This is a genomic window from Paludibacterium paludis (assembly GCF_018802605.1).
GTDB lineage: Bacteria > Pseudomonadota > Gammaproteobacteria > Burkholderiales > Chromobacteriaceae > Paludibacterium > Paludibacterium paludis.
In genome coordinates, this window is record NZ_CP069161.1 from 18,847 (window position 1) to 43,532 (window position 24,686).

At 65.1% G+C, this 24,686-nt stretch carries 21 protein-coding genes; 11 read left to right on the forward strand and 10 right to left on the reverse strand.

What is annotated here, in order from left to right:
* Positions 1-54: 54 nt before the first annotated feature.
* Positions 55-1,269: an MFS transporter gene (locus JNO50_RS00070; protein WP_215796433.1), complete on the reverse strand. Its 1,215-nt coding sequence runs from the start codon at positions 1,267-1,269 to the stop codon at positions 55-57.
* Between JNO50_RS00070 and JNO50_RS19095 the strand changes: the two genes are divergently transcribed.
* On the forward strand, positions 1,268-1,396 hold the full coding sequence (locus tag JNO50_RS19095) for a hypothetical protein (protein ID WP_280530238.1): 129 nt from the start codon (positions 1,268-1,270) through the stop codon (positions 1,394-1,396). The two genes, JNO50_RS00070 and JNO50_RS19095, sit on opposite strands and share 2 nt — an antisense overlap.
* 781 nt (positions 1,397-2,177) lie before the next feature.
* Positions 2,178-3,305, forward strand: a complete 1,128-nt coding sequence (locus tag JNO50_RS00075) for an aminotransferase class V-fold PLP-dependent enzyme (RefSeq protein ID WP_215796434.1) — start codon at positions 2,178-2,180, stop codon at positions 3,303-3,305.
* A gap of 271 nt (positions 3,306-3,576) precedes the next feature.
* Here the strand turns inward: JNO50_RS00075 and JNO50_RS00080 are convergent, their stop codons facing one another.
* The gene (locus tag JNO50_RS00080; protein ID WP_189532562.1) at positions 3,577-4,476 is read right to left on the reverse strand and encodes a LysR family transcriptional regulator; all 900 of its coding nucleotides are present in this window, start codon (positions 4,474-4,476) and stop codon (positions 3,577-3,579) included.
* A 244-nt stretch (positions 4,477-4,720) separates the two neighbouring features.
* On the opposite strand from JNO50_RS00080, the gene JNO50_RS00085 reads away from it, so the two are divergent.
* Complete coding sequence (locus JNO50_RS00085) at positions 4,721-5,041, forward strand: monooxygenase (protein WP_189532564.1); 321 nt, start codon at positions 4,721-4,723, stop codon at positions 5,039-5,041.
* A 14-nt stretch (positions 5,042-5,055) separates the two neighbouring features.
* Here the strand turns inward: JNO50_RS00085 and JNO50_RS00090 are convergent, their stop codons facing one another.
* The 4 genes from JNO50_RS00090 to JNO50_RS00105 form a co-directional block, all read right to left on the reverse strand.
* Positions 5,056-5,385 (reverse strand): hypothetical protein, encoded by a 330-nt coding sequence (locus JNO50_RS00090; protein ID WP_189532566.1) that lies wholly within the window; start codon positions 5,383-5,385, stop codon positions 5,056-5,058.
* Positions 5,386-5,670: 285 nt separating this feature from the next.
* Positions 5,671-6,267 (reverse strand): HAD family hydrolase, encoded by a 597-nt coding sequence (locus tag JNO50_RS00095; protein WP_189532568.1) that lies wholly within the window; start codon positions 6,265-6,267, stop codon positions 5,671-5,673.
* A gap of 58 nt (positions 6,268-6,325) precedes the next feature.
* Entirely contained in the window at positions 6,326-7,390 is a 1,065-nt protein-coding gene (locus JNO50_RS00100; protein WP_189532570.1) for an inositol-3-phosphate synthase, read from the reverse strand.
* Between the two features lie 207 nt (positions 7,391-7,597).
* Positions 7,598-10,216 carry a TonB-dependent receptor plug domain-containing protein gene (locus JNO50_RS00105; RefSeq protein WP_189532572.1) on the reverse strand — a complete coding sequence of 873 codons (2,619 nt, stop codon included), beginning with the start codon at positions 10,214-10,216 and terminating at the stop codon, positions 7,598-7,600.
* A gap of 232 nt (positions 10,217-10,448) precedes the next feature.
* Between JNO50_RS00105 and JNO50_RS00110 the strand changes: the two genes are divergently transcribed.
* The 4 genes from JNO50_RS00110 to JNO50_RS00125 all read left to right on the forward strand — a co-directional run bounded on the left by JNO50_RS00110 (position 10,449) and on the right by JNO50_RS00125 (position 17,280).
* Entirely contained in the window at positions 10,449-12,122 is a 1,674-nt protein-coding gene (locus tag JNO50_RS00110) for an ABC transporter ATP-binding protein/permease (RefSeq protein ID WP_229804579.1), read from the forward strand.
* Entirely contained in the window at positions 12,110-14,923 is a 2,814-nt protein-coding gene (locus JNO50_RS00115; RefSeq protein ID WP_189532576.1) for a M16 family metallopeptidase, read from the forward strand. Before JNO50_RS00110 ends, JNO50_RS00115 begins: the two co-directional genes overlap by 13 nt.
* Positions 14,924-15,065: 142 nt before the next feature.
* Positions 15,066-15,686: a CHAP domain-containing protein gene (locus JNO50_RS00120; protein ID WP_189532578.1), complete on the forward strand. Its 621-nt coding sequence runs from the start codon at positions 15,066-15,068 to the stop codon at positions 15,684-15,686.
* Positions 15,687-15,765: 79 nt separating this feature from the next.
* Complete coding sequence (locus tag JNO50_RS00125) at positions 15,766-17,280, forward strand: hypothetical protein (RefSeq protein ID WP_189532579.1); 1,515 nt, start codon at positions 15,766-15,768, stop codon at positions 17,278-17,280.
* Between the two features lie 64 nt (positions 17,281-17,344).
* On the opposite strand, the gene JNO50_RS00130 is transcribed toward JNO50_RS00125, so the two are convergent.
* The gene (locus JNO50_RS00130) at positions 17,345-18,028 is read right to left on the reverse strand and encodes a LamG domain-containing protein (protein ID WP_189532580.1); all 684 of its coding nucleotides are present in this window, start codon (positions 18,026-18,028) and stop codon (positions 17,345-17,347) included.
* A gap of 235 nt (positions 18,029-18,263) precedes the next feature.
* Here JNO50_RS00130 and JNO50_RS00135 point away from each other — a divergent pair, with 235 nt between their 5' ends.
* The gene (locus JNO50_RS00135; protein WP_189532582.1) at positions 18,264-18,743 is read left to right on the forward strand and encodes a DUF805 domain-containing protein; all 480 of its coding nucleotides are present in this window, start codon (positions 18,264-18,266) and stop codon (positions 18,741-18,743) included.
* A 148-nt stretch (positions 18,744-18,891) separates the two neighbouring features.
* Here the strand turns inward: JNO50_RS00135 and JNO50_RS00140 are convergent, their stop codons facing one another.
* Entirely contained in the window at positions 18,892-19,611 is a 720-nt protein-coding gene (locus JNO50_RS00140; RefSeq protein WP_189532583.1) for an AraC family transcriptional regulator, read from the reverse strand.
* Positions 19,612-19,713: 102 nt separating this feature from the next.
* On the opposite strand from JNO50_RS00140, the gene JNO50_RS00145 reads away from it, so the two are divergent.
* A complete protein-coding gene (locus JNO50_RS00145; protein ID WP_189532585.1) occupies positions 19,714-20,535 on the forward strand; it encodes an inositol monophosphatase family protein in 822 nt (273 codons plus the stop codon).
* Positions 20,536-20,569: 34 nt separating this feature from the next.
* On the opposite strand, the gene gcvA is transcribed toward JNO50_RS00145, so the two are convergent.
* Positions 20,570-21,448, reverse strand: coding sequence for a transcriptional regulator GcvA (gene gcvA / locus JNO50_RS00150; protein ID WP_189532587.1), 879 nt, complete (start codon positions 21,446-21,448; stop codon positions 20,570-20,572).
* A gap of 117 nt (positions 21,449-21,565) precedes the next feature.
* On the opposite strand from gcvA, the gene JNO50_RS00155 reads away from it, so the two are divergent.
* Both JNO50_RS00155 and JNO50_RS00160 read left to right on the forward strand, forming a co-directional pair.
* Positions 21,566-22,489 (forward strand): DMT family transporter, encoded by a 924-nt coding sequence (locus JNO50_RS00155; RefSeq protein ID WP_189532589.1) that lies wholly within the window; start codon positions 21,566-21,568, stop codon positions 22,487-22,489.
* Positions 22,486-22,863, forward strand: a complete 378-nt coding sequence (locus JNO50_RS00160) for a hypothetical protein (protein ID WP_189532591.1) — start codon at positions 22,486-22,488, stop codon at positions 22,861-22,863. Before JNO50_RS00155 ends, JNO50_RS00160 begins: the two co-directional genes overlap by 4 nt.
* A 45-nt stretch (positions 22,864-22,908) precedes the next feature.
* Here JNO50_RS00160 and JNO50_RS00165 read toward each other — a convergent pair whose 3' ends face one another.
* Entirely contained in the window at positions 22,909-24,507 is a 1,599-nt protein-coding gene (locus JNO50_RS00165) for an NAD(P)/FAD-dependent oxidoreductase (protein WP_189532592.1), read from the reverse strand.
* Positions 24,508-24,686: the final 179 nt, after the last annotated feature.

The window sequence follows — 24,686 nt, forward strand, 5'->3', positions numbered from 1 at the left end:
CTGTTGGAGAAAATTCTACTTCAGACGACGACTAATTTCAGGGGGGATTACCGGTCAGGCCGCGCGCAGGCGCGCCTGGAACAGAACCTGCAGAAACGTGATCAGGCCGAGCGCGGTCACCGCCAGCGTCCAGGCGCCATTGTGATGTAACAGCACCGAGGCGGTGGCGGCGATGCCGGCCAGGCCTTGCTGCAGGAAGCCGCACAGCGCCATCGCATGGGCGCCGTGATCCTTGGCGTCGCTGACCGCGGTGGCCATGCTGTTGGGAAACAGCACCGCCTGACCGAAAATGGTCAGGCAATACAGGCCAACGAACAGCAGCAGGCCGGGTCTGGCCTCCAGCACGCCCAGATGCCAGCAAAGCAGCATGGCGACGGTGGCCGCGGCCATCAGCAGCGCGCCGCTTCGCATCAGCCTCTTGCCACCCAGCTTGGCAACCGTGCGATTGACCGTCATCGCGCCCAAGAAATAAGCCAGGCCGATCAGCAGACCGACATTGCCGAAGCTCGCCACCGCCAGGCCGAAATGCTCCTGGAACACGAAGGGGCTGACTTCCTGCAGCGTGACCGTGGTGGCGAAACCCAGGCCACCGGCGCAGGCCGGCACCACAAAGCCCGAGCGGCGCAGAATCTGCCAGTAGGGACTGCCACCGTGGCGCGCGGCCGCCGGCCGCCCGTCCTGCAGCGACAGGGTCATGCTCAGCAACGCGGCCAGGGTACCGGTGACGGCCATCAGCACGAAGCCCGCTTGCCAGCGGCTGTACTGGCCGATCAGCCCGCCGATGAACTGACCGCCACCCAGCGCGGTGATGAAGGCGATGGACAGCACCGACAAGCGGCGCGCCAGCTCGTCGCCGCTCCAGTTATCGCGCACGATGATGCGGGCGATGATGGCGGCGCCGCCGGCGGAGATACCCTGCAACACCCGCAGCGCCAACAGCTCGACGGCGCTGCCGACGACGGCCAGCAACGCACTGCACAACACGAACAGCGCCAGCGAAACCAGCAGCGGCCCGCGGCGCCCCCAGCGGTCGGCGGCCGACCCCCAGAACAGCACCGGCAGCGCGGCGCCGACGACGAAGCCGGAAATCGACATCTCCACCAGGCTCTGGCTCATCGCCAGCTCGCGCATCACCGCCGGCAGGGACGGCAGGTAGACGGTGGTGGCCATCTGCGCCATGAACACGATCAGGCAGCACAACACCATCACGCGCGCGGCCGGACGCGCGGCCTGCTGCGCGGCGGCGGTCTGAAAGGAAACCTTGCTCATGACAGGCTCGCAGCGATATGGGGCAGACGCCGTTGTGCTCGATCTGCGCCGCCATCGTATTGGCGCGGATCATGCGGCCCTTGGCGTACCGGATGGCGCGCGCGTCCAAGCCGAAGCGGATCGCTGAGGTTTGCCGATTCCACGTGCAGGTCGAACAAGCGGGTCGTATCCCGCGGCATCTGTTGCAACACCAACAAATCGGGGGATATCTCTGCGGCCAAGTCCTCATGACAGCCGTTCCGAAGAGTGCGGGTAGCAGTATTGGCCATGCCGGTAGCCGTGATGACATCCCGGAAGCTGTTGCCAAGCAGAATGGCTTTTTTGATAGGGGTGTATCGATGCATCGTGTGTAGCCCCGTGGTGTGTTGATCGAGATGATTTGCGCTTCTCGCGCAACACACAGACTGTTTTTATATAAATTAAAAATATTATGTCACACAATGCCATTCATAAAGCATACAGTTACCCCACAAGCACGGGTAAACTGCCCTGCAGCGTTGTAGGGTGATAGCAACGTGAAATGTGTGTCGGGCACGTGAAAAAGCGCTGGCGTAGCGAGTGAAAAACCCGCCGCCTCCGGCGGTCTTTTCCATTTCAGAGCCAAGCGCCGCATTCGTGGACTGTCCCGCCCCCGGGGGGCAATCCTGCTCTGGACTACCGCAACGGTGCCACCTGACATCCGAGCAGACACATGCGGAATGGTCCGGCGACATCCTGTGTGTTCGACTCCTCCACTGACCTTTAGATAACGAGAAAGATCGGTCTGCACTATGGATGAACTAGCGTTCCGTATTCCCCAGTTCTATGAGGCTCTGTCGGTTGTGCCGCCCGCGCCGAACAGCTCCGCGGCGGAAGATGAAACGTACTGGTCCAGCGTTCGCAAGTTGTATTTGGTATCGAACCGGCCGGTGAATCTTGAAAACGGGTTCTGGGGCACGATGGCCGAACCGGTCAAGGACATGTTTCATTACTGGATCGACCGGGTCAATTACGAGAACACCCTGCTGATCCGGCCGCACTGGCCACGCCTGCTGGATGGTTTGAGACATTCCGTGGCGACCGCGCTTGGTTGCGGTGACGATGAGATCGTCCTCACCCGCGGAGCCACCGAAGCCATGCAGGCTTTGATCGGGGGATATAACCGGCTACGGCCAGGCGACGAGGTGATGTACGCCGATCTGGATTACCCCGCCATGCGGGATGCCATGCAATGGCTACGCATCCGACGCCAGGTAGTGCCGGTGGAAGTCTCCATTCCCGAGCCAGCCAGCCGTACGGCGGTGCTCGACGCCTACGCGGAGGCGCTGCGCCAACACCCCGGAACCAAACTTGTGCTGCTCAGCCATGTCTGCTTTGGCACAGGCCTGGTGATGCCGGTACGGGAGATCAGCGCCCTGGCGCAACACGCAGGCGCGGACGTCATTGTGGACGCCGCGCACGCCTGGGGCCAGATGGATTTCTCGGCCCCGGACCTTGGCGCTCCCTACGCCGCTTTCAACCTGCACAAATGGATCGGCGCACCTCTTGGGTGCGGATGCCTTTACATACGCCGGGACGCACTGACCGCCATCGATCCGTTCATGGGCGACCATCAGTACCGGGAGACCGACATCCGCTCGCGCGTGCATACCGGAGCTCCGAATTTTGCGGCCTGGCTGACCATTCCCGCCGCACTGGACGTTCATCGGCATATTGGTCCGCGCCAGAAGGAGTGGCGTCTGCGCAAGTTGAGGAACGACTGGGCCATTCCGGCACGGCAGCTCCCCAATCTGGACATCCAGACGCCGGACGACCCCTCCATGGTCGCGGGCATTACCTCGTTCCGGTTGCATGGGCATGGGAGCATGGAGGCATGCCAGGCCATCGTCACCAGGCTACGGGACGTTCACGGGGTCCACACCGTCCATCGTGCCGGCCCGGCCAAAGGCAACGTGGTCCGCGTGACGCCATCCATCGCAACCTTGCCGGAAGACATGGCGCGGCTGCTCGCAGGATTACGCGCCCTGTCCGGGGAAGCCCTCGACATCCCTCATTAACATCGGGGCGGATCGATACCGGCAAAATCCAGCCAGGTGTTTAACGCATTGTTCGCGTCAGATGTTACCGCTGACAACGTGAATACATTGCGCAATTGACGTCGTGACAATAAAGACCAGCCAGGAGAGGAACCGGCGTCCCGCCGGAACGCATCATGCGCAAACGAACGACGTTTTTTTCATCGACCCGAACAACACCAGCGACCGTCAGGAGCGTCGCGACCATCTACAACAGCAACACTTTGCGGAAAGCATGGTAAAGCGGGAGAAATCAACGGTTCCGCAGTCGCTCCTGCGCGTCCGCCAGCAATATGTCGTAGAGCCTTCTGGCGGCCATCCCTGTCTGATTGCCCTTGGGCGCCACCAGATGAACCGGCACCTGATAGCGCGATCCACCCGCCAAGGGCAGCCTGACCATCCCGGCCATATCCCGCGCCTGCAGCATGTGATCCGGAATCCGGCAGAATCCCAACCCGGCCTGCACGGCTTGCCAGGCCTGATCGAAACTGTCCACGGTGAGCCGACGCTGCGCCTTGAGCCAGCCGACGTTTTCGCTGGCCGAGCCCTCCGCGCCCAGATCCCGCAGCACAATTTGCGTTTCCACCAGCAAATCCTCATTGGTCACGCCGCACTTTTGGGCTAGCGAATGGTGACGGGCGGCAACAGGAATCATCGTCACCAGGCCGAATGCCTCGGCAAGGTGATTCTCGACCGGCAGATTGACGATGGCAAGATCGACTTGCCGTTCCCGAACCGCCCGCTGCGTGCTGGACAAGGACGTTTCGCGCACCTGCACCGACGTGCCCGGATTCTGCTCGAAGAACCGCCGCAATGGCCGGTACAGCCATTCCCTGCAGCACAGATGATCGATCGAAACATGGATTTCGGATTCCATGCCTTGCGACAGTTGCGCGCCGATCAGCTCCAGGTCCCGGGCTTGCTCGATCATCGGAACCGCCCGCCGCAACAGGGTTTTCGCGTGATCGGTCAACACCGACCGTTTGCCTTCGATTTTCAGCAACGAGACACCAAGCTGCGCCTCCAGCTTGCGGATGGCGTAAATCAGGGTGGTATGGCTTTTGTTCAGGCTCAGCGCCGCCGCCTGAATGCTGCCGGCCTTGTCTATTTCAAGCAGCGTGAGCCACTGCTCCAACGTGGATTTGAGTTTCATGATCACGGTGTTCCGGTCATGCACTTGGGCCGCCGGCACTCCGTACGGCTCCGGTTACGTGCCAACCCATCGGCTTGTCTGTCTATTTAGTAGACAGATTAGCTCGAATCATTGAACTATAATGTAAAAATAATGTATGTATGATGAGCGTTCCCGGCTGGCGCGAAAACCCCTTCCACCCCGTGTGGATCACTTTTTCGACGCATGCCGATCATGACTCTTGAAACCCTACCTGGAGCGCTTCATGCCAAAACTTCTGCAAGTCCACTTCGATTTCACCGGTCCCTTTGGCCACGAAATGACAGCTCAACTGCAAGAGCTGGCAGCCTCCATCAATCAGGAACCCGGCTTCCTCTGGAAAATATGGACGGAGAATCAGCAGGGCCAGGAAGCCGGCGGCATCTATCTTTTTGCCAGCGAGGAAACGGCACGGGCTTACCTGCACATGCACACCGCGCGACTGAAAGCGTTTGGGGTAAAGAATGTGACCGGCAAGATCTTCGACGTGAACATGGCGCTCAGCCAGATCAATCAGGCGGATTTTGTGCAGGCGGCGGGCGAATGAGGCGCCGGTCTTCGTCACTCGAACAAGCCACGGAATGACGCTTCGCCCTGCGGTGTGCAGATCACGATCCTGGAGTCGGGCACACGCCGCGCCCAACCAAGTGCCAGAACCCATTCGAACAACGCCGCCCCCAGCGCGCCGGCGAGGTGATGCCGCCTCTCGCTCCAGTCAAGGCATGCGCGGCAGAGCGCACGTCGGCCATTGGCCACTTCTCCTGCGTCGATGCCCATCCACCGGAACCATGCCAAACCTTCCGGACCGACCTTCAGCCCCTCTTCATCGTTGACGAGCACGCCACGCCCGATGAGTGCTTCATGCGCAGCGCCGGCTCGCGCATGCGACACCCCGAATGGGTTGCCCGTGGCCTAAACCATTCATGGGAAAAGGCAGTGTGACAATGCGGCAACCACCTCAAGGAAAGGACAAAGATTAACGTACACGGCAAATTGCCGTACAAACACATGAGAAGGACACCATCATGGCAACCGCCACCGCTCGTCTCGAAGCCCGGATCAGTTCCGCTTTGCAAGCGCCCCCGCCGCCCGCCGCGCAAACCGGCAACGCTCCCCCCGGGTTGACACTCCAATGCTCGGCCCGCCCACAGATGCGCGGCGCCGGAACCCCGCGCCTTACTCTCCGGTCAACTCGGCAAGCCGCCGCCGACAGGATTCGGCGCTGGAGAACAGGATGGCCCGCATGCCGGCCCGGCGCGCGCCGATAACGTTCGGCTCCAGATCATCGATCATCACCGTATCGGCGGCGCTCAGACCATACTGCCGGATCAATTGGCGGTAGATCGCCGTATCGGGTTTCATCAGCCCAAGATGTCCCGACACCAGAATGCCCTGAAACAGCTCCCAGTGGGGATAATGAGCCCGCAGAAAAGCGAAGGTCCGCCGCGACATGTTGGAGACGACATAAAGCGGTACGCCCCGACCGTGAAGGTCGAAAAGCAATGCCCAGGAAGTGTCGAGCGGCGTCATGCCCAGTCGCGTCGCCCACAGCAACCCCTCGATTTCCACTTCCGGCAACCCGGACCGCTCGGCGAAACGCGCGATCGCCTGCCGCTCGGTCAACACGCCCCGGTCGAGCGCCACCCAGTCGCCATGCCGGTAGACGGTTTCACGGACCCGCTCGCGCAGCGCCTCGTCGGCGAAAAACTGCGCCAACCGATGCTCGGGATTCCAGTCGAACAGAACCCCGCCCAAATCGAAAACCACATTCATGCGCGAGTCCTCCATCGGACGCGCGCGGCGACCGGCGCGATACCGGCCGACACGGCGTCTACAATGCGCTCCACTGTTCCATCAGGGTCTTTTCATCGGCTTCGGCCACCACCCGGGGCGGCAGCTTGAACAGGAACGGCGCCGGTTCTTCCACGGCGCCGCAGAGCCGCCGGTCGCGCGCCACCTGCGCGCAGCGTATCGCATCGATGGCAACGCCCGCCGAATTCGGGCTGTCCTCCACCTCGAGCCGCAGTTCGATGGAAAAGTTCATGTCCAGGCAGGCATTGCCTTCCAGACGGATGTACGCGACTTTTCTGTCTTTGAGCAACGGCAGGCAGTCGGACGGCCCGACATTGATCTGCGCCGCGTCGCCGAGCAGATCGGCGATGGCGTTGGACTTGGTGAACTTCTTGGACACCGCCCGCCCGCGATCGGACATGTTCAGGAAATCCGTGTTGCCGCCCACATTCAACTGGTAGGTCGAATGCACCCGCGCACCCCGGTCGAGGAGCGTCTGACAGAGTTTTCGATGGAGCATCGTCGCCCCGATCTGGCTTTTGATGTCATCGCCCAGCACCGGCAGACCCGCTTGCCGGAAACGTTCCGCCCACACCGCGTCGCTCGCCACACGTTCCGGATTGCAATTGACGAAGGCGCAGCCTGCCGCGAGACTGGCGCTGGCATACAGATCGGTATCCCGGCGCGCGCCGACAGGCAGATAACTGACCACGACATCGGCCCGGCTCGCCTTGAGGCGCTCGGCGATGTCGTCGGCCGGGGTGTCGAGGCAGACCGGATCGATATCGACCACGTCGCGCAAATTGGCTCCGATACCGTCCTGGAACGCGCCGGGCGCGACGATCACTCCCAGGGCGGGCACATCGCGATAGCGGGTGGTGCAGTTGGGAGGCGCGAAGATCGCTTCGGCCACATCCCGGCCGATCTTGGTCCGGTTGATGTCGAATGCCGCCACGACGCGGACATGGCCGACGCCGTAACCCCCGATCTCTTCGTGCATGAGGCCCGCAAAACCGGGATCCGGTCCGCCCGCGGGCTGGATGAGCTGAACCAGGCTGGAGGCGCAGTTGCCCACGCCGACAATGGCGATGTTGATGTCCTTCATGCGACCACTCCTTATATGCAAAAGGGCAGGAAAGATTCAACAGGCAGCAGCATCACAGCGGTGGTAATTGGTTTGACTGCGTCTGCATCATAGGGACAAGGAGGTCGATCGGTAAAGGGCGCGCGGTCGGCGCGGTTCGCGCGCGTCCGGTTTGCGCGCCCCCTCACGAAAAACCCGCCGTTGGCGGCGGGTTTCGGTGCGGCCGGCTCAGAACTCGTAGCCGATCTCGGCCCAGAACTGGCGCCCCATCTCGTAGCGGCGATAGCGCTTGTCGCCATAGGTGTAGGTGCCCGTCACATTGCGCCGGTTCAACAGATTGCTGACCTCGAGCGAGGTATACATTCCGCCGGCGAACGCCGGCTTCCACAACAGCCGGGCGTCCCAGGTGAATGTGCTCGGCAGGCGCTCGTCCCGCACCATATAGAAGTACTCGTCGCCGATTTTCTTGATGCTGTTGCGATCCTGCTCGGGCTGCGTCACCTTGCTGCGCCAGCGCAACTGATGGCTCAGGCTCAGACCGTACGACGGCCACTGGGTCGACACGTTCAGGTTCAGCGCGCGCGGACGGTTGTAGTCCGGCGAGTTGAGCGACGCCACATCCACCAGTTGCCCGTTGTGCCATACCTTGTCGGTGCGGACATGGTAATCCGAGGTCATACTGTTGTAGCCGTCGCTGCCCTGCAGACTGGTCCGCTGCCGGCTCAGGGTCAGCGACACGGACGCCTGGGTAAAGCTGCCGGCCAGGGCGAACGGCCTGGCGTTCCGCAACTCGAAAATCACCGCGTCGTAACGGCTCTTGCCGCGGTTCACATATTTGAGGAATGTCGCCTTGTTGAGCATGTCGGCGTTGTCGCGCCGGAACTGAGCGATCTGCCGGCGCAGCGCGGCACGCTCGGCGTTGCTCAGTCCGGGACCGCGCAACCGGTCCTCCAGCAGGCGCAGCTTGGTCTGCAGGGCGATCGCGTCCGGGAATTGCCGGTCGCGCACCACCGGATCGTGGCCGTCGCGATGCACGTAACGGACGCCGGCCACGGCGCTGTCGCCGCGGTAGGTCAGACCGAGCAGCGTCTCGTCCTCGTACGGCGTGCGCAAACCCGCGTAGCCACCGTAATCCTGGCCAAGCTCGGTGCGGTAGACATCCGGCTCGCTGCCGCCGGACGACCAGTCGAGGGTTTCCTGATAGAGACCGCGGTTTTCCGCTTCCTTGAGCTTGTACGCCAGCATCGAGCGGCCGTAGTAGCGGTTAAGGCCGGCATTCATCAGCCAGCGCCCGTCGCCGTTGACATCCCAGCCGAGCGCCAGACGCGGCGCGAACAGGGTTTCACGCAAAAAATCGTCGCGATCGACGCGCAGACCGAGCCTGGCCTCGACACGCCCGTAATTGACGCGGTCCTCGAGCCACAGCCCGTTGCTGGAGAAGCGGGTGCCCGACTCCCCTTTGGGGAACACGGTGCGCGACACCGGATCGAAGGCGCCGCTGCAGCCCGTGGCATCGTACCGGCAACCGTAGGTCACCTGGACACTGTCTTCGGGGCGCAGGTAGTTCGCCTTCACTTTGGCCAGCTGCACCCCCGCCGACAGGGCGTGGGTCAAAGGACCGGTGGCGAGCGGGTCGGCCTCGAATTTGAAGCGCGCCTCGTAGGTGCGCTGACGGCTCCGCAGATTGCCGTAACCGCCATGCTCGTTGAGAATCGGCGCGCGCGATAGCACATCCAGCCATTGCTCCTTCTGCGGCGAGGGCATGCCCTCGGCCTGACGGGTCAATAGCTCGCGCAACTCGGCGATGTCCCCCACCTTGCGGCGCTCCTTGGCCGGCGTATCGCGCCGGTCGTCCTGCAGACCGACGCCCGCCACCGCCTCGAAGCGGCCGCGCTCCAGGCGCTGTGTCCAGCTGATCGAGGCGCCGTAGGAATCATGGTTCCGGGTGTAATCCGAATGGCTAAGACCGTTGAGGAACAGCGACTCGCGGCTCCGGGCCGCGTTGAGCGACAGATCGACGGCGGTGGCCGCGCCGGGCACCCAGCTGAACTTGACCAGGGCATTGTCGATGGCGCGCTTTTGCTGCTTGTTGCCGTCGTCGACCAGTTCGATCATCGGCCGGCCCGGCGCGCCAACGAGAATCCCGCCGTTTTCTTCGGAAGGGATCGTCGACTCGCGGCGCGACAGCGACATCACCATGCCCCAATCGCGGCCAAGCCCCTTCTCCGCCGACACCGTATAGAAATTCTTCTTGAACTGCTGCTGGAAGCGGGACGGAGCGCTGGCGTCGTTGCGTTGCGCGGCGCTGTCCATCTCCGGGTCCAGAGGCTGTTTCGTCCAGCTGTCGCGGGTGGTGCGCCAGCTGGCGGCGAAATGGTCGCTGCCGGAATAGCGCTTGGTGCGGGCATCGATCACCCCGCCGGTGAAGCCGCCGAATTCGGCGGGAACATTGCTGTCCATCACCGTCACCGACTCGAGCAGGCGGCTGTCGACATAAAAGCCCTGGGTATCCGAACCGGTCGACACCACCAGCTGCCCTTGCCCCCGGTCGGCCGGATCGAGGTCGTTGTTGGTGCCCATGCCATCCAGCCGGAACTGGTTCTGCCAGAACGGACTGCCATGAATGGAGATCTGGTCGGGTCGCAGCTCTCCGGGCGTCATGCTGCTGCCCGCCGCATTGGAGAACTGCACGGCGGGATTGTCGCGCAGCAGATCGGTCAGGTTGCCGTTCTGGTTGGGCCGCTCCTTGATGCTCTCCTTGTCCAGCATCGACTTGCCCGTCAGCTTGTCCTTGCGGGTCGCCGTGACATTGACCGTGGGCAATTCAGTGGACGCTTCGGCCGCCACGGCCTGATGCGTGACGCATGAAAGGAGGATAAACAGTAAGCGGTATCGGTAGGGCGGCAGAGGCATGGCGGTTATTTTTTCAGTGAATTCGAGCCAAGTTCACACTTCTGTTTCGAACATCGGCCATAAGTTGCCAACATTGTAAAGTTAAATTGTGTAAATTTGCAATGATAATGATTAGCATTTACAATATAACATACCTCCATAAATTGGATTAAATATTTTGTATACGATGCGCGAAGTCCTGTTCCTGTTCCGTTACTGGACCGACAAACGCGGCCGCAAAGACGCGCTACTGTTGGGCCTGACCCTGTCGCTGGCCGTCGGCAGCGTGTATCTGGGCGTTGAATTCAACCGCTGGAGCGGCAGCTTCTACAACGCCCTGCAAGCGCTGGACGCCGGCAAGACCTACGCGCTGCTCGGCACCTACCTCGCTCTGCTGGCGGGCATCGTCGCCACGCGGGTGGCGGTGACCTACCTCAAGGAGCGGCTGGCACTGCGCTGGCGCGCCTGGCTGACCGAAATGCTGCTGGGCAAATGGCTGCACAAGGGACGCCACTACCGCCTGGAAACGCAGGCCGGCCACGACAACCCCGACCAGCGGCTGGCCGAGGACACCGCGCTGTTCAGCCGCGGCGTGCTGGACGCCAGCCTCAGTCTGCTCAGTTCGGTTCTCTCGCTGATTTCGTTCAGCGCCATCCTCTGGCAATTGTCCGCCAGCATGCCCCTGCCGGTTCTTGGCGACACGATTCCCGGCTACCTGGTATGGGCCTGTGTGATCTATACGTTGGCGGGATCGCTGATCACGCACTGGCTGGGCAAGGCGCTCGCCGGCATCCAGTTCCTCATCCAGCGCAAGGAAGCGGAGCTGCGGCGCGTGCTGCTGGGCCAGCGTCATCATGGCGAGTCCATCTCGTTCCAACGGGGCGAACCGACCGAGCAAGCCCGCGCCATGGAACGCCTCGGCGACGTGGTCGAGGCCCAGGAAGCGCGCATCCGCAAGGAAAAGAACCTCAGCCTCTTCACTGTGGCGTATGGGCAGGCCTCGGGCCTGGTGCCGATCTTCTGCGCCATTCCCGTCTTCTTGTCGGGCAAAATGCAGCTGGGCGGCCTGATGCAGACCAGCCAGGCGTTCATGCAGGTGAGCATGGCGCTCAGCTGGTTCATCTTCGCCTACAAGGATCTGGCCCAGCTGGCCGCCACGGTGCGCCGTCTGTCGGGCTTCATCGCCGCCTTGCGCGAGGCGGGCGGGGAAAGCGCCACCTCCGTCGCCGATGACCGCCGCCTGGTATTCAGCGGCACGGTGACCCTTCCGGACGGGACGGCGCTCGCGCCCCTGGCCTTGACCCTCGCCCCGCGCGAACGGCTTTGGCTGCAAGGGTCGTCGGGACTTGGCAAGACATCGCTGACGCGCCTGCTGGCGGGGTTGTGGCCGGCCGCCGACGGTTCGGCCATCCGCCTGCCGCAGGGACGCGGCATGTTCCTGCCGCAAAACAGCCATATCGCCGAAGGCAGCCTGATCGCCGCGCTCGCCTATCCGCACGATCCTTCCACCGTGTCCCGCGAAGCGTGCCGCGCGGCCCTGGCCGCCAGCGGACTGGAAAACTTGGGCGCGCGCCTCGACGAGGAGGCGGACTGGATGCGCCGCCTCTCCGGGGGCGAACGACAGCGCCTGGCGCTGGCCCGACTGTTCCTGCACCGGCCGGACTGGGTGGTCATGGACGAGCCGATCAACAAGCTGGATGACGCGACCGCGAGCGAACTGCTGGCATCGCTGTACCGGGAACTGCCGGAACTGACCAGCCTGACCATCAGCCATCAGCCCCTGCCCGCCTGCGCCTACACCCGTCGCCAGCAATGGGGCGCCACCCCGGTCAGCCAGGAGGCCGAACCATGCCCGGCCTGATGCGACGATGGCCGGTGGCCGGTCTGCTGGCGGTGTCGGCGCTCTTGCGCGCCGCGCCGATGCCTTCCGACCCGGCCCTGATTCAGGGGGCGCTGCCCAATGGCTTGCGCTACGCCATTCTTCCGGACGCCCGAGCCAAGGGCGAAGTGGAGTTTCGCCTGAACGTGGCCGCGGGCTCCCTGCACGAAACCGAGGCGCAACGCGGTCTTGCGCATGCCGTCGAACACATGGCGTTCAAGGGCACCCGGCAGTTCCCCGGAGTGAACGGCATGAAGGCCCTGGAGGCGGCGGGGCTGTCGGTCGGCGCCCATGTCAACGCGGAGACCAGCTACGACTACACCCGTTACAAGCTCTCCCTGAACAACGCCACGCCGGCCACGCTCGACCTGGCCATGCGCGTCATGGCGGACTGGTCTGGGGGACTCCTTTTCGAACCCTCGGCCTTCGACAGCGAGCGGCCGGTCATCCTCGAGGAGTGGCGCATGAAGCGCGGCGTCGCCTACCGGCTCGGATTGGCCCAGGACGCGCTGCGCTATGCCGGCAGCCGCTACGCCGACCGGGAGGTGATCGGCACCGAGGCCGTGCTGCGCCATGCGCCGGTGAGCGAGGCCCGCGCCTTTTATGACCACTGGTACCGTCCGGAGCGCATGACGGTGGTGGTGGCCGGCGATGTGGATCCCGCGCGGATCAAGGCCCTGATCGAGACACGCTTCGCCCCGCTCGCGCCCCGCGCGCCGGCGCTCCCCGAGCGGGGACTGAGCGCGTTCCCGCCGCGGCCTCCCTTGCAGGTCGCCCGCTTCACCGACCCGGAAAACGCCCGCCGCCAGATCATGATCCGCTGGGCGCGCCAGCTTGACGCGCCTGCCAGCGACAGCGCCTCCGTATGGCGCGACTGGCTGGAAAGCCTCGCCATCAGGCTCCTGGTCAAGCGCCTTCAAGCGCTGGCCCTCGAGCCGAACGCCGTGCTTCGGGCTCCGCGCATGGCGCCGGGCTCCACACTGGTTTCCGCCGATCGCGTGGAGTACCAATTGACCTTCGAACCGGTGGGCGGCGACCCCGGCCCCGCCCTGAAAACCGTGCTCGCCGAGATCGAGCGGCTGCGCGCGCATGGCGCCCCGCGCGAAGACCTGTCCGCCATCATCAATGAAGAAGTCCTGAATGCCCGGGCCGCCGAACAACAGCGCCGGGAAACCGGCGTGACCGCCGACCGGCTGGTCGAAAGCCTGCATTACCGGCTTCCCTGGTTCTCGGCGCGGCAATGGCGGGAACTGAACGAACAGTGGGCGCCCCGGGCGGGTTCCGATCATGTCCGGGCGGTCTGGGAAAGCCTGGACGGCTTGCCGATGCAAATCCTGCAGATCGCCCGTCAGGATGATCCGGCGCTGAGTCTGACATCGGTGCGGGCGCTGCGTGCCGATGTGAAAGCCCATCCACCGGCCGCCACGCAACCGGCCACGGTCAAGGCGTCCGTCACGCTGCCCAGGCCGGCCCCGGCGGATGTCCGGGACATCCCGGTGTCCGGTCCGGAAGGCTTCGCCCGCTGGCGCCTGGCCAACGGCATGACACTCCAGGTCCTGTCGCGACCCGGCTTCCAGGGGCCGGTGCAACTGCGCGCCACCGCGCCGGGCGGACTCGCCGACGAAACGCCCGACGTGCGCCACATGGGCGGCATGGCCACCCTTCTCGCGGAACGGGGCGGCTATGCCGGCATCGACGGCAAGTCGCTCACGGCCTGGTCGCGCGAACGCCAGGTGGCCCTGCGCCCCTTCGTGCTATCGATGCAGCACGGGCTGAGCGGCACGGCTCCGGCCGGCCGCCTTGACGATCTCTTCGCCCTGCTGAGCGTCAAGCTGCGGACGCCGGCCATCGAATCGGCCACACTGCAAAGCGTGCGCCAGGACATCCTCTCGCGCCAGGACCGGGAAGACGCCGACAGCGCCTTCACCCGCTTCATTTACCGCCATGGCCTGAAAAACAGCGAGATGGGGGAGAAACCGTCCGCGGCCCAACTGGCGGCCATGTCCGCGCCGGGCCTCCTCGCGCACCACCGCCGGCTGTTCGGCAGCCGTTCGGACTGGACCGTCACCGTGGTGGGGAACGTGTCCCCGGCGCGGGTACGGGATCTGGCCAAGACCTGGCTCGCCGGACTCGCCGAAGAGGTCCCGCCACGGAAAACACCGGTGGCGGAAGGCCTGCGGCCCAAGCCCGGAGCCGGGCGCCATGTGCTCGAAGCCGGGCTGGAAGACAAGGGGGTCGTCAATCTGCAGTACGTGGCCCCGGCGGCATGGACGCCCGCCGACGCGATCGCCGCCGACTGGCTCGGCCAGCTGGTGCAGGAGCGCGTGCAGCAACGGCTGCGCCGCGATGAAGCGGCGATTTACGCCGTCGGCGCGACGCCGATGCTGGTGCGTTTCCCGGAAGGCGCGTTCATGCTGTGGATCCGCTTCAGCGCCGATCCGCGCCGGCTCGACGAATTGGCCCGCATCACCGAAGAGACCGTCCTCGCGCTTTCCCGCAATGGCCCGGACGATGCCGAGCTCGCCAGAATCCGCCGGCAATGGCGGGAAGCCCGCCAGCGCGCGCTGGAGGACGCCGGATCCTGGGCGCAGGCGCTCTCCCAGAGCGCGAGCGCCGGCGATGACCCGGCGGCCTTCGAACAAGGCTCCGACCTGGCGGCCGGCATCGCGCCGGAACGGGTGAAAGCCCTGGCGGCGCAATGGCTGTCCGGACCGGCGCGCGTGTTCCTGCTCAAACCGGATCCCGGGAGCCACACCGCGCGCGCCGCCCATGGAGCGGGCTGACCAATGCCCTCCGACCGGACCGACGCCCTCGCGTCCTGTCCGGTCGGAATACCACCCGGCGCCTGGCCATCTTGCCGGACCAACACCGTATAATGCCTTCCTGTCCCTATCATCCCGGCCTTGCCAACCCCAGATCATTCTCATGCGAATCCGCCGATCCACCGCCGCCATGACCATCCTTGCCTTGCTGACCGCAGGCTACTGGACCGCCACCCACTGGAACAGCAACCGCGCGCACTCGGTGGGCGAACCGCTGGACGCCTTCAATGGCGTCGCCGTGTACTACAACGGCGGCGTGCAGAACGTGGAAGGGCGCACTGTGGCGCCGGATGGCTACAACCTCGGTCTGCGCTATCAGTGCGTCGAGTTCGTCAAGCGCTACTATTATCAGCGTTTCGGCCACAAGATGCCCAACGACAAGGGCCATGCGCGGGACTTTTTCCAGCCCGCGCTCGCCAACGGCGCGGTCAATCCCGAACGCGGCTTGCTGCAGTACCGCAACGGCGCAGGCGACCTGCCCCGGGAAGAGGACCTGATCGTCTTCGCGCCCTGGGTGTTCAACCGCTACGGCCATGTGGCGATCGTGAGCGCCGTGGATGAGGATTCCATCGAGATCATCCAGCAAAACCCCGGCCCCTTCGGAACGAGCCGTGAGCGCCTGCCGCTGGATAGCCAAACCGGCGCGCCGCGCGTGGCCCATGACCGTGTGCTGGGTTGGTTGCGGCTGGCGCCGACACAGCCGGTCGCGCTGGCGGAGCGGTAATCCAGACCGGGCATTTTTGCCTTTTGCTTAATTCACATTGAATGGTATGGTTCGATTTTTCCGCAGAGATCCGCTTCCCATGTCCAAACCTCTTATCCTGATCGCCGCACTGGCCGCGGCGTTTTCCTTCTCGGCGGCCACGGCGGCCCCCGTCCAGCCGCAGCGCATCGAAGGACGCGTCGCCGAAGCCCTGTCCTTCACCGGCGAGACCCTGCTGGTCCGTTCCTCGAAAGGCGAGCTTGTCGAATCGGACATGGCCGTGATCAACAGCCTGAAACTGCGCTTCCCCGAGTACGACCTGTGGGAAATCCAGTCGGCCGCCGGTCTGGCGCTGCGCAGTGGCGACCGGGAAGACCCCGTGCCGCTGCCGGCGGGCAGCTATGCGGCACTCACGCGCGCGCGGTTGTCCGACGATGGCCGGGTACTGGCCCTGGCGGCCGGCGCCGGAGGCCGTCTTGACGCGCTGCGCTGGCAGCGCGGCGGTCAACCCGAGCGGCTGGTTCCGGAAGACCGGGCCTGGCGCTCCGGGGTATCGGACATGAGCGCCGACGGCAAAACCGTCACCGGCTGGCTGCTCGCCAGCGAGGATAGCCTCCCGCAAGGGTTCATCTGGACCGCGGACAAGGGCTTCAGCCTGCTGCCCGAGCCCCTGAGCGTGCCGCTGGCCATCAGCGCCGACGGCCGCACCGTCGCCGGCGATCACTATCGCGGCACCCTGCAGATGCTGGCGCAGCGTGATGCCCTGATGCGTTTTGACGCCGAGTCGGGCCTGGGTGAGAACGAGGGAGTGAAACACTGGGAAACCCTGGCGGTGAGCGGCGATGGCCGGCGCGTGGCGGGCTATGTCGAACTGGCCCGAAGCCGGACCTGGCAGGGCTTTGTCTGGGATACCGAGAAGGGCTTTGTGAATCCGGCCAAGCCGCCCGTGCTGCGCCACAAGGGCAAAGGCATGCCCGACCTCGCCGCCTTCGGCCGGCGCGTGCTCGCCGCCGCGGGGATGAGCGACGCGGATCGCGTGCAGTTCGTGCAGACCGATGTGGTGCGTTGGACGGCCGACGAAGGCGCGAAGCAGATCCAGCCGGACGCGGCGTTCGCCGGCCTGTCCCGCGACGGACGGTCGCTGTTTTTGCACCCGCTGGATCAGAAAGACAGGCTGCCTCCGCTCTGGCAGCTGGATGCCAACGGCAAACATGATCTGAACCAGGCCGTGGGCAGCGATACCGTCTACCTGACGATCCGCGCCGTCTCGCCGGACGGATCGCGAATGTGGCTCAACGGCAGCAAGGGGAACGCGGATCATATCCTCCTCGTGGAAAACGGAGGATTGCTGGCCTTCACTCCGGCGGTGGCTTCCATCGAGCCGCAGGCCTTCAGCCGGGATGCCGGCACCGTGGCGGGATTCAGCCGGATCGAAGAGCCCGGCTACCCCTCCATCCGCTGGCGCGCCGGCGACGCCTCGCCCCGCCTCATGCGTTGTCCGGGCGATGAGCAGGACACCAGCCGCCACCTGATCTCCGGCGACGGCAAGGTGATCGCGGCCGGTCAGTACGACAACGGCAAAAACCACATCTGCCTGTTCGGACCCCTGCCCTGAACAAAAACGGCGGGCGACGCGGCGGTCTGTCGGGTTTTCCGGGGGACCGCCGGGCCGGCCGGGTTCAGAACGGCCAGAGCGCCCGCCGCGGCGCGCCTTCCTGATCCTTGATGAACTCCTTGCCCGCATAGCCCTTCGGACACGCGATGTCGTCCAGCGGCGTCACCTTCAGGTTGCGGAAGTCCACCTCGCCATTGGCCCGCAAGCCCAGCGTGCCGTAGCCCAGGCTCTCGTCGGTATTGCGCAGCATCGGCTTGCCGTCGACCCAGACCGTCACCTGCTTGTTGCAGACCGTCGCATCCAGATGGAACGGCGTCCCTTCCTTCATGTTGATGGCGGCGACCGCATGCATCGGCCGCCCCTTGTCCACCTCCGGCAGCTTCATCCAGCCCCGTCCGGTGGACAGGGTATGGTCGATGCTGTACAGCACCACCCGGGTGAACAGGGTGTCGTGCCAGGAGAGCATCAGTTCACCGAGCACCCCGCGATTCACCGTAATGGTCGCTTGCACGCGATAGTCGGCCGGCAGGGTCACCCGGCCGCGCAAGGCCGCCATCTCGGTGCCGGAGCAACTGCTCGCCCGGGTCTTGCCGGTCAGGCAGCTGCCGGTGATGGTGCCGTCCTCGAGCACGCGCCACTGGCCCCGCTCGATTTTCCACAGGGAGGCGAAGTTGTCGGGACGAGAATCGGAGTAGCTGGCGCAACCGGCCAGCAAAGCGCCGGCCGCGATGGCCAGCAAAGCAGTCATTCGAGTCTTCATCGCACCAGTCTACCCTGCCTCGCCGGATCAATCATCCCAACTAAAAACAATAACGGCACAAACCAAAAAACATATTTCGACGCTGTGCACCATGACCCGCCGTTGCATGCCGCGCAAGCCGGAATGAGCGACACGCCACAATTCACGGGTACGGGACATTGCGCCGGCGCGCCCGGGCTGCCAGACTCGGGCGCACGCTATCCCCCGCACAGAAATACGCAACATGAAGCGACGTATCGGCGCCGGCACCTATCTGCTGGCCATGTCTTCCGCGACCCTGGTCTGGTCTTTGGCCATCCACGTGGCCTGCACCGGTCTCGCCGCAACGGGCCGGATCGGCGACTCAACGCTCACCACGCTCGTTTCCCTGTCGGGCACGCTGTTCGGCGTGGTGTTCTTCGCGCTATCGGCCGGACGGCTGCGCGATCTGAATTTTCCCGGATGGGCGGTCAAGGTACTGTCTTTTCCGCTGATCGCCGTGATCATCCTGCCCTTGCTGTGCTTCTTGTCCGGTTCTCGTTGGGATCACGAGTACGGCGAGGCGCCGCAGCCCTCGGGCCCCCTGAAAACCGGCCTCGCCTTCATGCTGTTCCTGGTCGCGATTTTTGCCGCCAACTCGGCCGTGCTGAGCTATTACCACACCCGCTATCAGTTGCGACACGCGCCTTATCCCGCGACGGAGCGGACAATGCGCGAAGGCTGACGCCCGGGGTACGCGGCCGCCCGGCACGCGGCATCGGTGAGCGCCGGCCATGTCGCGGGCCATCCCGGACTGTGCGCGCGCTGCGACAGTAATCTGCACGGGAAGGGAGAGACGCGGACGCACTGCTGAACGCCGCGGCGGCGGCGCTTCACGCCGGGTCGAACCACGCTCCGGGAGGCCGGCCCAGGTATTTTTTGAACATGGCGATGAAAGCGCTGACGCTCTGGTAGCCCATATCGAGCGCCACGACGGTGACCGCAGCGCCGGCCGCCAGCCGCTCCATGGCGAGCAGCAGCCGCGCTTGCTGGCGCCATTGCCCGACGCTCCATCCCGTTTCCGCGGCGAACCGCCGCGTCAGGGTCCTGCGCGTCATGCCAAGCCGGCGGGCCCAGTCATCCAGTCCGGTATCGTCGTCCGGGCGGCGCAGAAGCTCCGCCGCCAGTCCGGCAAGACGCGGATCGGCCGGCATCGGCAGATTCAGGGGCTGGTCCGGCTCCCGGCCCAGCGCGTCGGCCAACACCAGCGCATAGCACTCCGGCACGGAGTCGAAACGGCGCAACGTGTCGAGCAGCGCCGTCAGCAGCGGCGTGCGGCGGATCACCCTCAGGCGATCCGGCCAATACCGCCGGCTCCAGGCTTCGTCGACGTACAGGTTCAGCCCCTCGGTTCGGGCATGGAACACCGCCCCGTGCGTCACCCCGGGAGGGATCCAGCCCAGGCACCCGGGAGGCATGACCCAGCGCCGGCCGTCCGCGACCGCGCTGACAAGCCCGGCACGCACGGCGAACAACTGCCCCTGCGGATGGGTGTGCGGCATCGCTTCATGCGACGCATCGTGATGCAGATCGCGGATCGCCAGCAGTGTCATGACAGGATTGGCCCGATTGCACTATCGAATATCATTTTAGCGCAAGCGGGTCATTTTGCCGTGGAGGATACTGCGAACTTCCCTTGTGACATCAGGAGTCGCATGATGCAAGCCCAATCGCTCCCCACCCCCCGGGATCTTGACCGGCTGTCCGCTTTGCTTCACCAGCAGGGCCAATGGCTGCGCGGGAGGCAGCCCGGCCGGGCCATGGCCGACCGGTCCGCCATGGCCCGCTGTTTCGATACCGCCGCGGAACAGGCATCGCAGGCGCTGCGCGCCGCGCTGACGGCGTGGTGGCCGGACATTCCCTTCGCGCGCACCGAGTCCGACCCACGGCGCCCCCCAGGGAGTCGGCACGGCATCTTCTGGCTGTGCGACCCGATCGACGGCGCCGTCCAGTACCTGTGCGGTCTTCCGATGTGGACCTGCGCGCTGACGCTGGTCGTGGACGGTGCGCCGCGCGTGGCCATCATCGCCGATCCGACCGGCGGGCATCTGTACCGGGCTTTCGCCGGCCATGGCGCGGAATGCGGCGGCGAGCGCCTGACATGCGGAACGGGCCGGGACCCGAGCCTCGCCACCCTGGGAACAAGTTTCCCGAATCACCCGAAACGACCGCAAACCGATACCGACCGGTTTCTGTCGCACCTCGGGCGCGTCATTCCCCATGTCTTCGCCCAGCGCTGGATCGGCTCGGCCACCCTGTCCCTGGCGCTTGTCGCCCGTGGTGTGCTGGACGGCTACTGGGAAGTGGGAGGCGACGAGTCCGACTGGCTGCCGGGCAGCCTGATCGCCCGGGAGGCCGGCGCCCTCGTCACGCCGCTGACCGCCGGCACCGGCATCCTGGCGGCCGATCCCGCCCTTCACGCGCAGCTGGCGCATACGCTGCGGGGGAGCGAACCCGAAAACCCGCGAAGCGCATAAAGCCGGAACGGACACGACCGCGCCGGAAATCGCGTCATCCGGCGCCGTTTTCAACCCGCGCCAGGAGCCAGTCGAACAGGGTTTGCGCCACAGCGGCGAGCGGCACGTCGGCAAGACGCACCAGGTAGTAGGCAAAGGGCGTCTCGAGCGCGGGCAGATCGGCGGTCACCAGCCGCCCGGCGGCGAGCTCCCGGCTCACCATGGCGCGCTTGGCCAGAGCGAAGCCGCGGCCGGCCAGCGCGGCCTCGATCACGGCGTTCGACTCGGAAAACACGATCCCTCTGGAGCAATCGATATCCCGCGCTCCGACGGCTTCGCACCACAGCCGCCAATCGTCGCGCTTCTCATCGTGAAGCAGCCGGTCGGCGACAATGTCGCCGATCGACAGAACGTGACGCGACGATGCCAGATCAGGGTGGCAGACGGGAATCAGGTCGTCGGCGATCAGCCGCGTCGACACCAGTCCCTCATACTCCCCGAGCCCGTGCCGGATGGCGAAGTCGACGGGCTCGCGGGCCAGATCGACAAGACGGTTCGTGGTGATGACGTGAACATCGAGATCGGGGCGCGCGCTCAGGAAATCCTGCAGGCGGGGCGTCAGCCACTGCACGCCGAACGTCGGAGTACAGCTGACCCGGATGGTCCGGCGTTCCTCGGTCAGCCGCCGCGTGGCGCGCTCGATGAGCGTCAGCGCCTCCTGGCAGGCCGCGAAGTAATCCCGCCCGTCCGCCGTCAGGGACAAGCCGCGCGGCCGGCGCTCGAACAAGGTCCGGCCCAATGCGTCCTCGAGTTTGCGCACTTGCTGGGACACGGCGCCGGATGTCACATGCAGTTCATGCGCGGCGTGCTTGACACTCAGATGGCGCGCCACGGCTTCGAAAAAGCGGATGGCGACGAGCGAAGGCAGTTGCATAGCGTTTAGCCCGACTAAATCGCGATTAAAAACAAATCGTTTGCGCTTCCCGCCTGCCGGCAAGAAACTTCAATCATCCATTCAACATGATTAAACAGGAAAGCGGAGGCCTGCGCCATGCATCCAGCCAGTCTTGCCCGACTGATCGCGCTCGCCGCGCTGTGGGGCGGCAGTTTTCTTTTCATGCGTATCGCGGCTCCGGCGCTCGATGCCGTGCCGACGGCCTTCGGCCGGGTTCTACTTGGCGCGCTGGGGCTGCTCGGCCTTGCCGCGATCATGCGCATTCCATTGCGTTTTCAAGGCAAATTCCCCGCCGCACTCGCCCTTGGCGTGATCAATTCGGGCATTCCCTTTCTGATGTACGCTTTCGCCGCCAAGGTTCTGCCGGCCGGTTACAGCGCCATCCTGAATGCGACAACACCGCTGATGGGCATTCTGATCGGGGTCACGGCATTCGGAGAGCGCCTGACGGCCGGCAAGGGCGGCGGTGTGCTTGTCGGTCTGGCGGGCGTCGCCATCCTGACCAGGACAGGCCCGTTCGAAGCGACAAACGCCCTGATATCCGGCGTCCTCGCCTGTCTTGTCGCGACAGCATGCTACGGGCTGGCCGGCTTCTTGACGAAACGCTGGATCAGCCAGCGCGGAGGGCTCGACAGCCGCATGGTCGCGCTGGGCAGCCAGATCGGCGCCACCTTGCTGCTGTTGCCTTTCGCTGGCTGGCAGATGGTGGCGCATCCGCCGGAACCTGGCCACATCGGCGGCGACGTATGGATCGCTATGCTGGCGCTGGGACTCGCCTGCACCTCCTTCGCCTATATGCTGTATTTCCGGCTGATCGCCGATGAGGGTCCGATGAAAGCCCTGACCGTCACCTTTCTGATCCCGCCTTTCGGCGTGCTGTGGGGATGGCGGGTTCTGGGCGAAGCGGTGACGGCCGCCCATGCGGCCGGGGGTGGGTTGATCGCGCTCTCGCTGTGGCTGGTGCTCAGGCCGGAAACCGCGCGGCCGGCAGGCAAGGCGACCACCGGAGAAACGTCATGACGACAGAAACGGAACGGATTTTTATCAGCGCGGATCTGGTCGAAGGGGCGGAACCGCCCCATCCGCTTCTCGCGCAATGGCTCCGGCAGGGACGCTTGAGGGTCTGGCGCGCCAACACCGGCGGTCTGGCGGATCCGGCCGCCATGGAAACGGACTGCTCCCAAGAAGCCATGGCGCGGGCGGTGTCGGCGGCCCACATACGGGTCGCCGTTCTGGCAAGCAATGGCCAACCCGATGGCGACATGCTGACCGCCGCGTTGCGCGACGCCGGAGTACATGTCTTTGGTGGCCACGAGCTGGACAGCGCCCAACGCTGCCTGGCCAATCCCGAACCCTCGCCCCGCGCCGCGCCTCGGGACGACTGGTCAATCTAGCCGAGCGTCTTTCCCCAGTGAGAAAGGCCGGCGGCTGCGCGCCGGTCAGCCCTTGAGCATGTCGAGCGCGACGGCCTCGGCCACCTTGATCCCATCCACCCCGGCCGAGAGGATACCCCCGGCGTATCCGGCGCCTTCCCCGGCCGGGTACAGGCCGCGCACGTTAAGGCTCTGCAGGTCCTCCCCCCGGGTGATGCGCAGCGGCGAGCTGGTGCGGGTTTCCACGCCGGTCAGCACGGCGTCGTGCATGGCGAAACCCCGGATCTTGCGGTCGAAGGCGGGAATCGCCTCCCGGATCGCCGCGATCGCATAGTCCGGCAGCGCCGTGGCCAGATCGGTCAGGTGCACGCCGGGCTGATAGGACGGCACCACCGCGCCGAGCCGGGAGGACGGCCGGCCGGCCAGAAAATCGCCGACCAGCTGGCCCGGCGCCTCGTACGTGCCGCCGCCAAGGACATAGGCGTGGCTTTCGAGCCGGCGCTGGAGGGCGATGCCGGCCAGCGGACCGCCGGGGTAGTCCTCGGGCGTCAGGCCAACCACGATGCCCGCGTTGGCGTTGCGCTCGTTGCGCGAATACTGGCTCATGCCGTTGGTGACGACACGTCCCGGCTCCGACGTCGCGGCGACCACCTGGCCCCCCGGGCACATACAGAAGCTGTAGACCGAGCGGCCGTTGGAGGCGTGGTGCACCAGCTTGTAGTCGGCCGCGCCGAGAATCTCGTTGCCGGCGTATTTGCCCCAGCGCGCCTTGTCGATGAGGCTTTGCGGATGCTCGATGCGGAATCCCACCGAGAACGGCTTGGCTTCCATGAACACGCCACGCTCGTGCAGCATCTCGAAGGTGTCGCGCGCGCTGTGGCCCAGCGCCAGCACCACATGGTCGGAGCGGATTTCCTCGCCGTCGGCCAGCGTCACGCCGCGCACCCGGCCGTCTTCGATCATGAGGTCGGTCACACGCTGCTGGAAGCGGATCTCGCCGCCCAGCGATTCGATTTCGGCGCGCATCTTTTCCACCATGCTGACGAGGCGGAAAGTGCCGATGTGCGGCTTGGCCAGGTAGAGGATCTCCTCGGGCGCACCGGCCTTGACGAACTCGGTGAGCACCTTGCGTCCGAGAAACTTCGGATCCTTGATCTGGCTGTAGAGCTTGCCGTCGGAAAAGGTACCCGCGCCGCCTTCGCCGAATTGCACGTTCGATTCCGGATGCAGGGTGTTCTTGCGCCACAGGTCCCAGGTATCACGGGTGCGCTCGCGCACTTTCTTGCCGCGCTCGAGCACCAGCGGCCGGAAGCCCATCTGCGCGAGCAGCAGCGCCGCGAAAATCCCGCACGGGCCGAAGCCGATCACGACCGGACGGTGCGCCAGCGCGTCCGGCGCGCGGGCGACGAACTGGTAGCGGGTATCCGGTGTCGGCCCCACATGCGGGTCGCCGGCGAATTTTTCCAGGAGCGCCGCTTCCCCGGTCACCTCGATATCGACAATGTAGGTCAGCATCATCATCGATTTGCGCGCATCGTAGCTGCGCTTGAATACGGTGAATCCGGCAATCGCGGCGGGCGGGACGCCAAGGCGGGCGGCAATGGCGGCGGGGAGGTCGTCCGGCTGGTGCTCCAGCGGCAGCTTCAGTTCGGTAATGCGCAGCATCGGTACTTTCCAAAAACCAGGGGTTGGTGTCGATTCAACAACCCTCCATTGTAACGGTTGCGCAGGCGCAAGAGAAATGCCGGCCTTGAAACCACCTGTCCTTTGTGCCGTTCGCAGGCGCCGCCGGGGACGGCTATAAACAATTTCACCCGATTTCTCGTAATCCGGCCGTCGCCGAC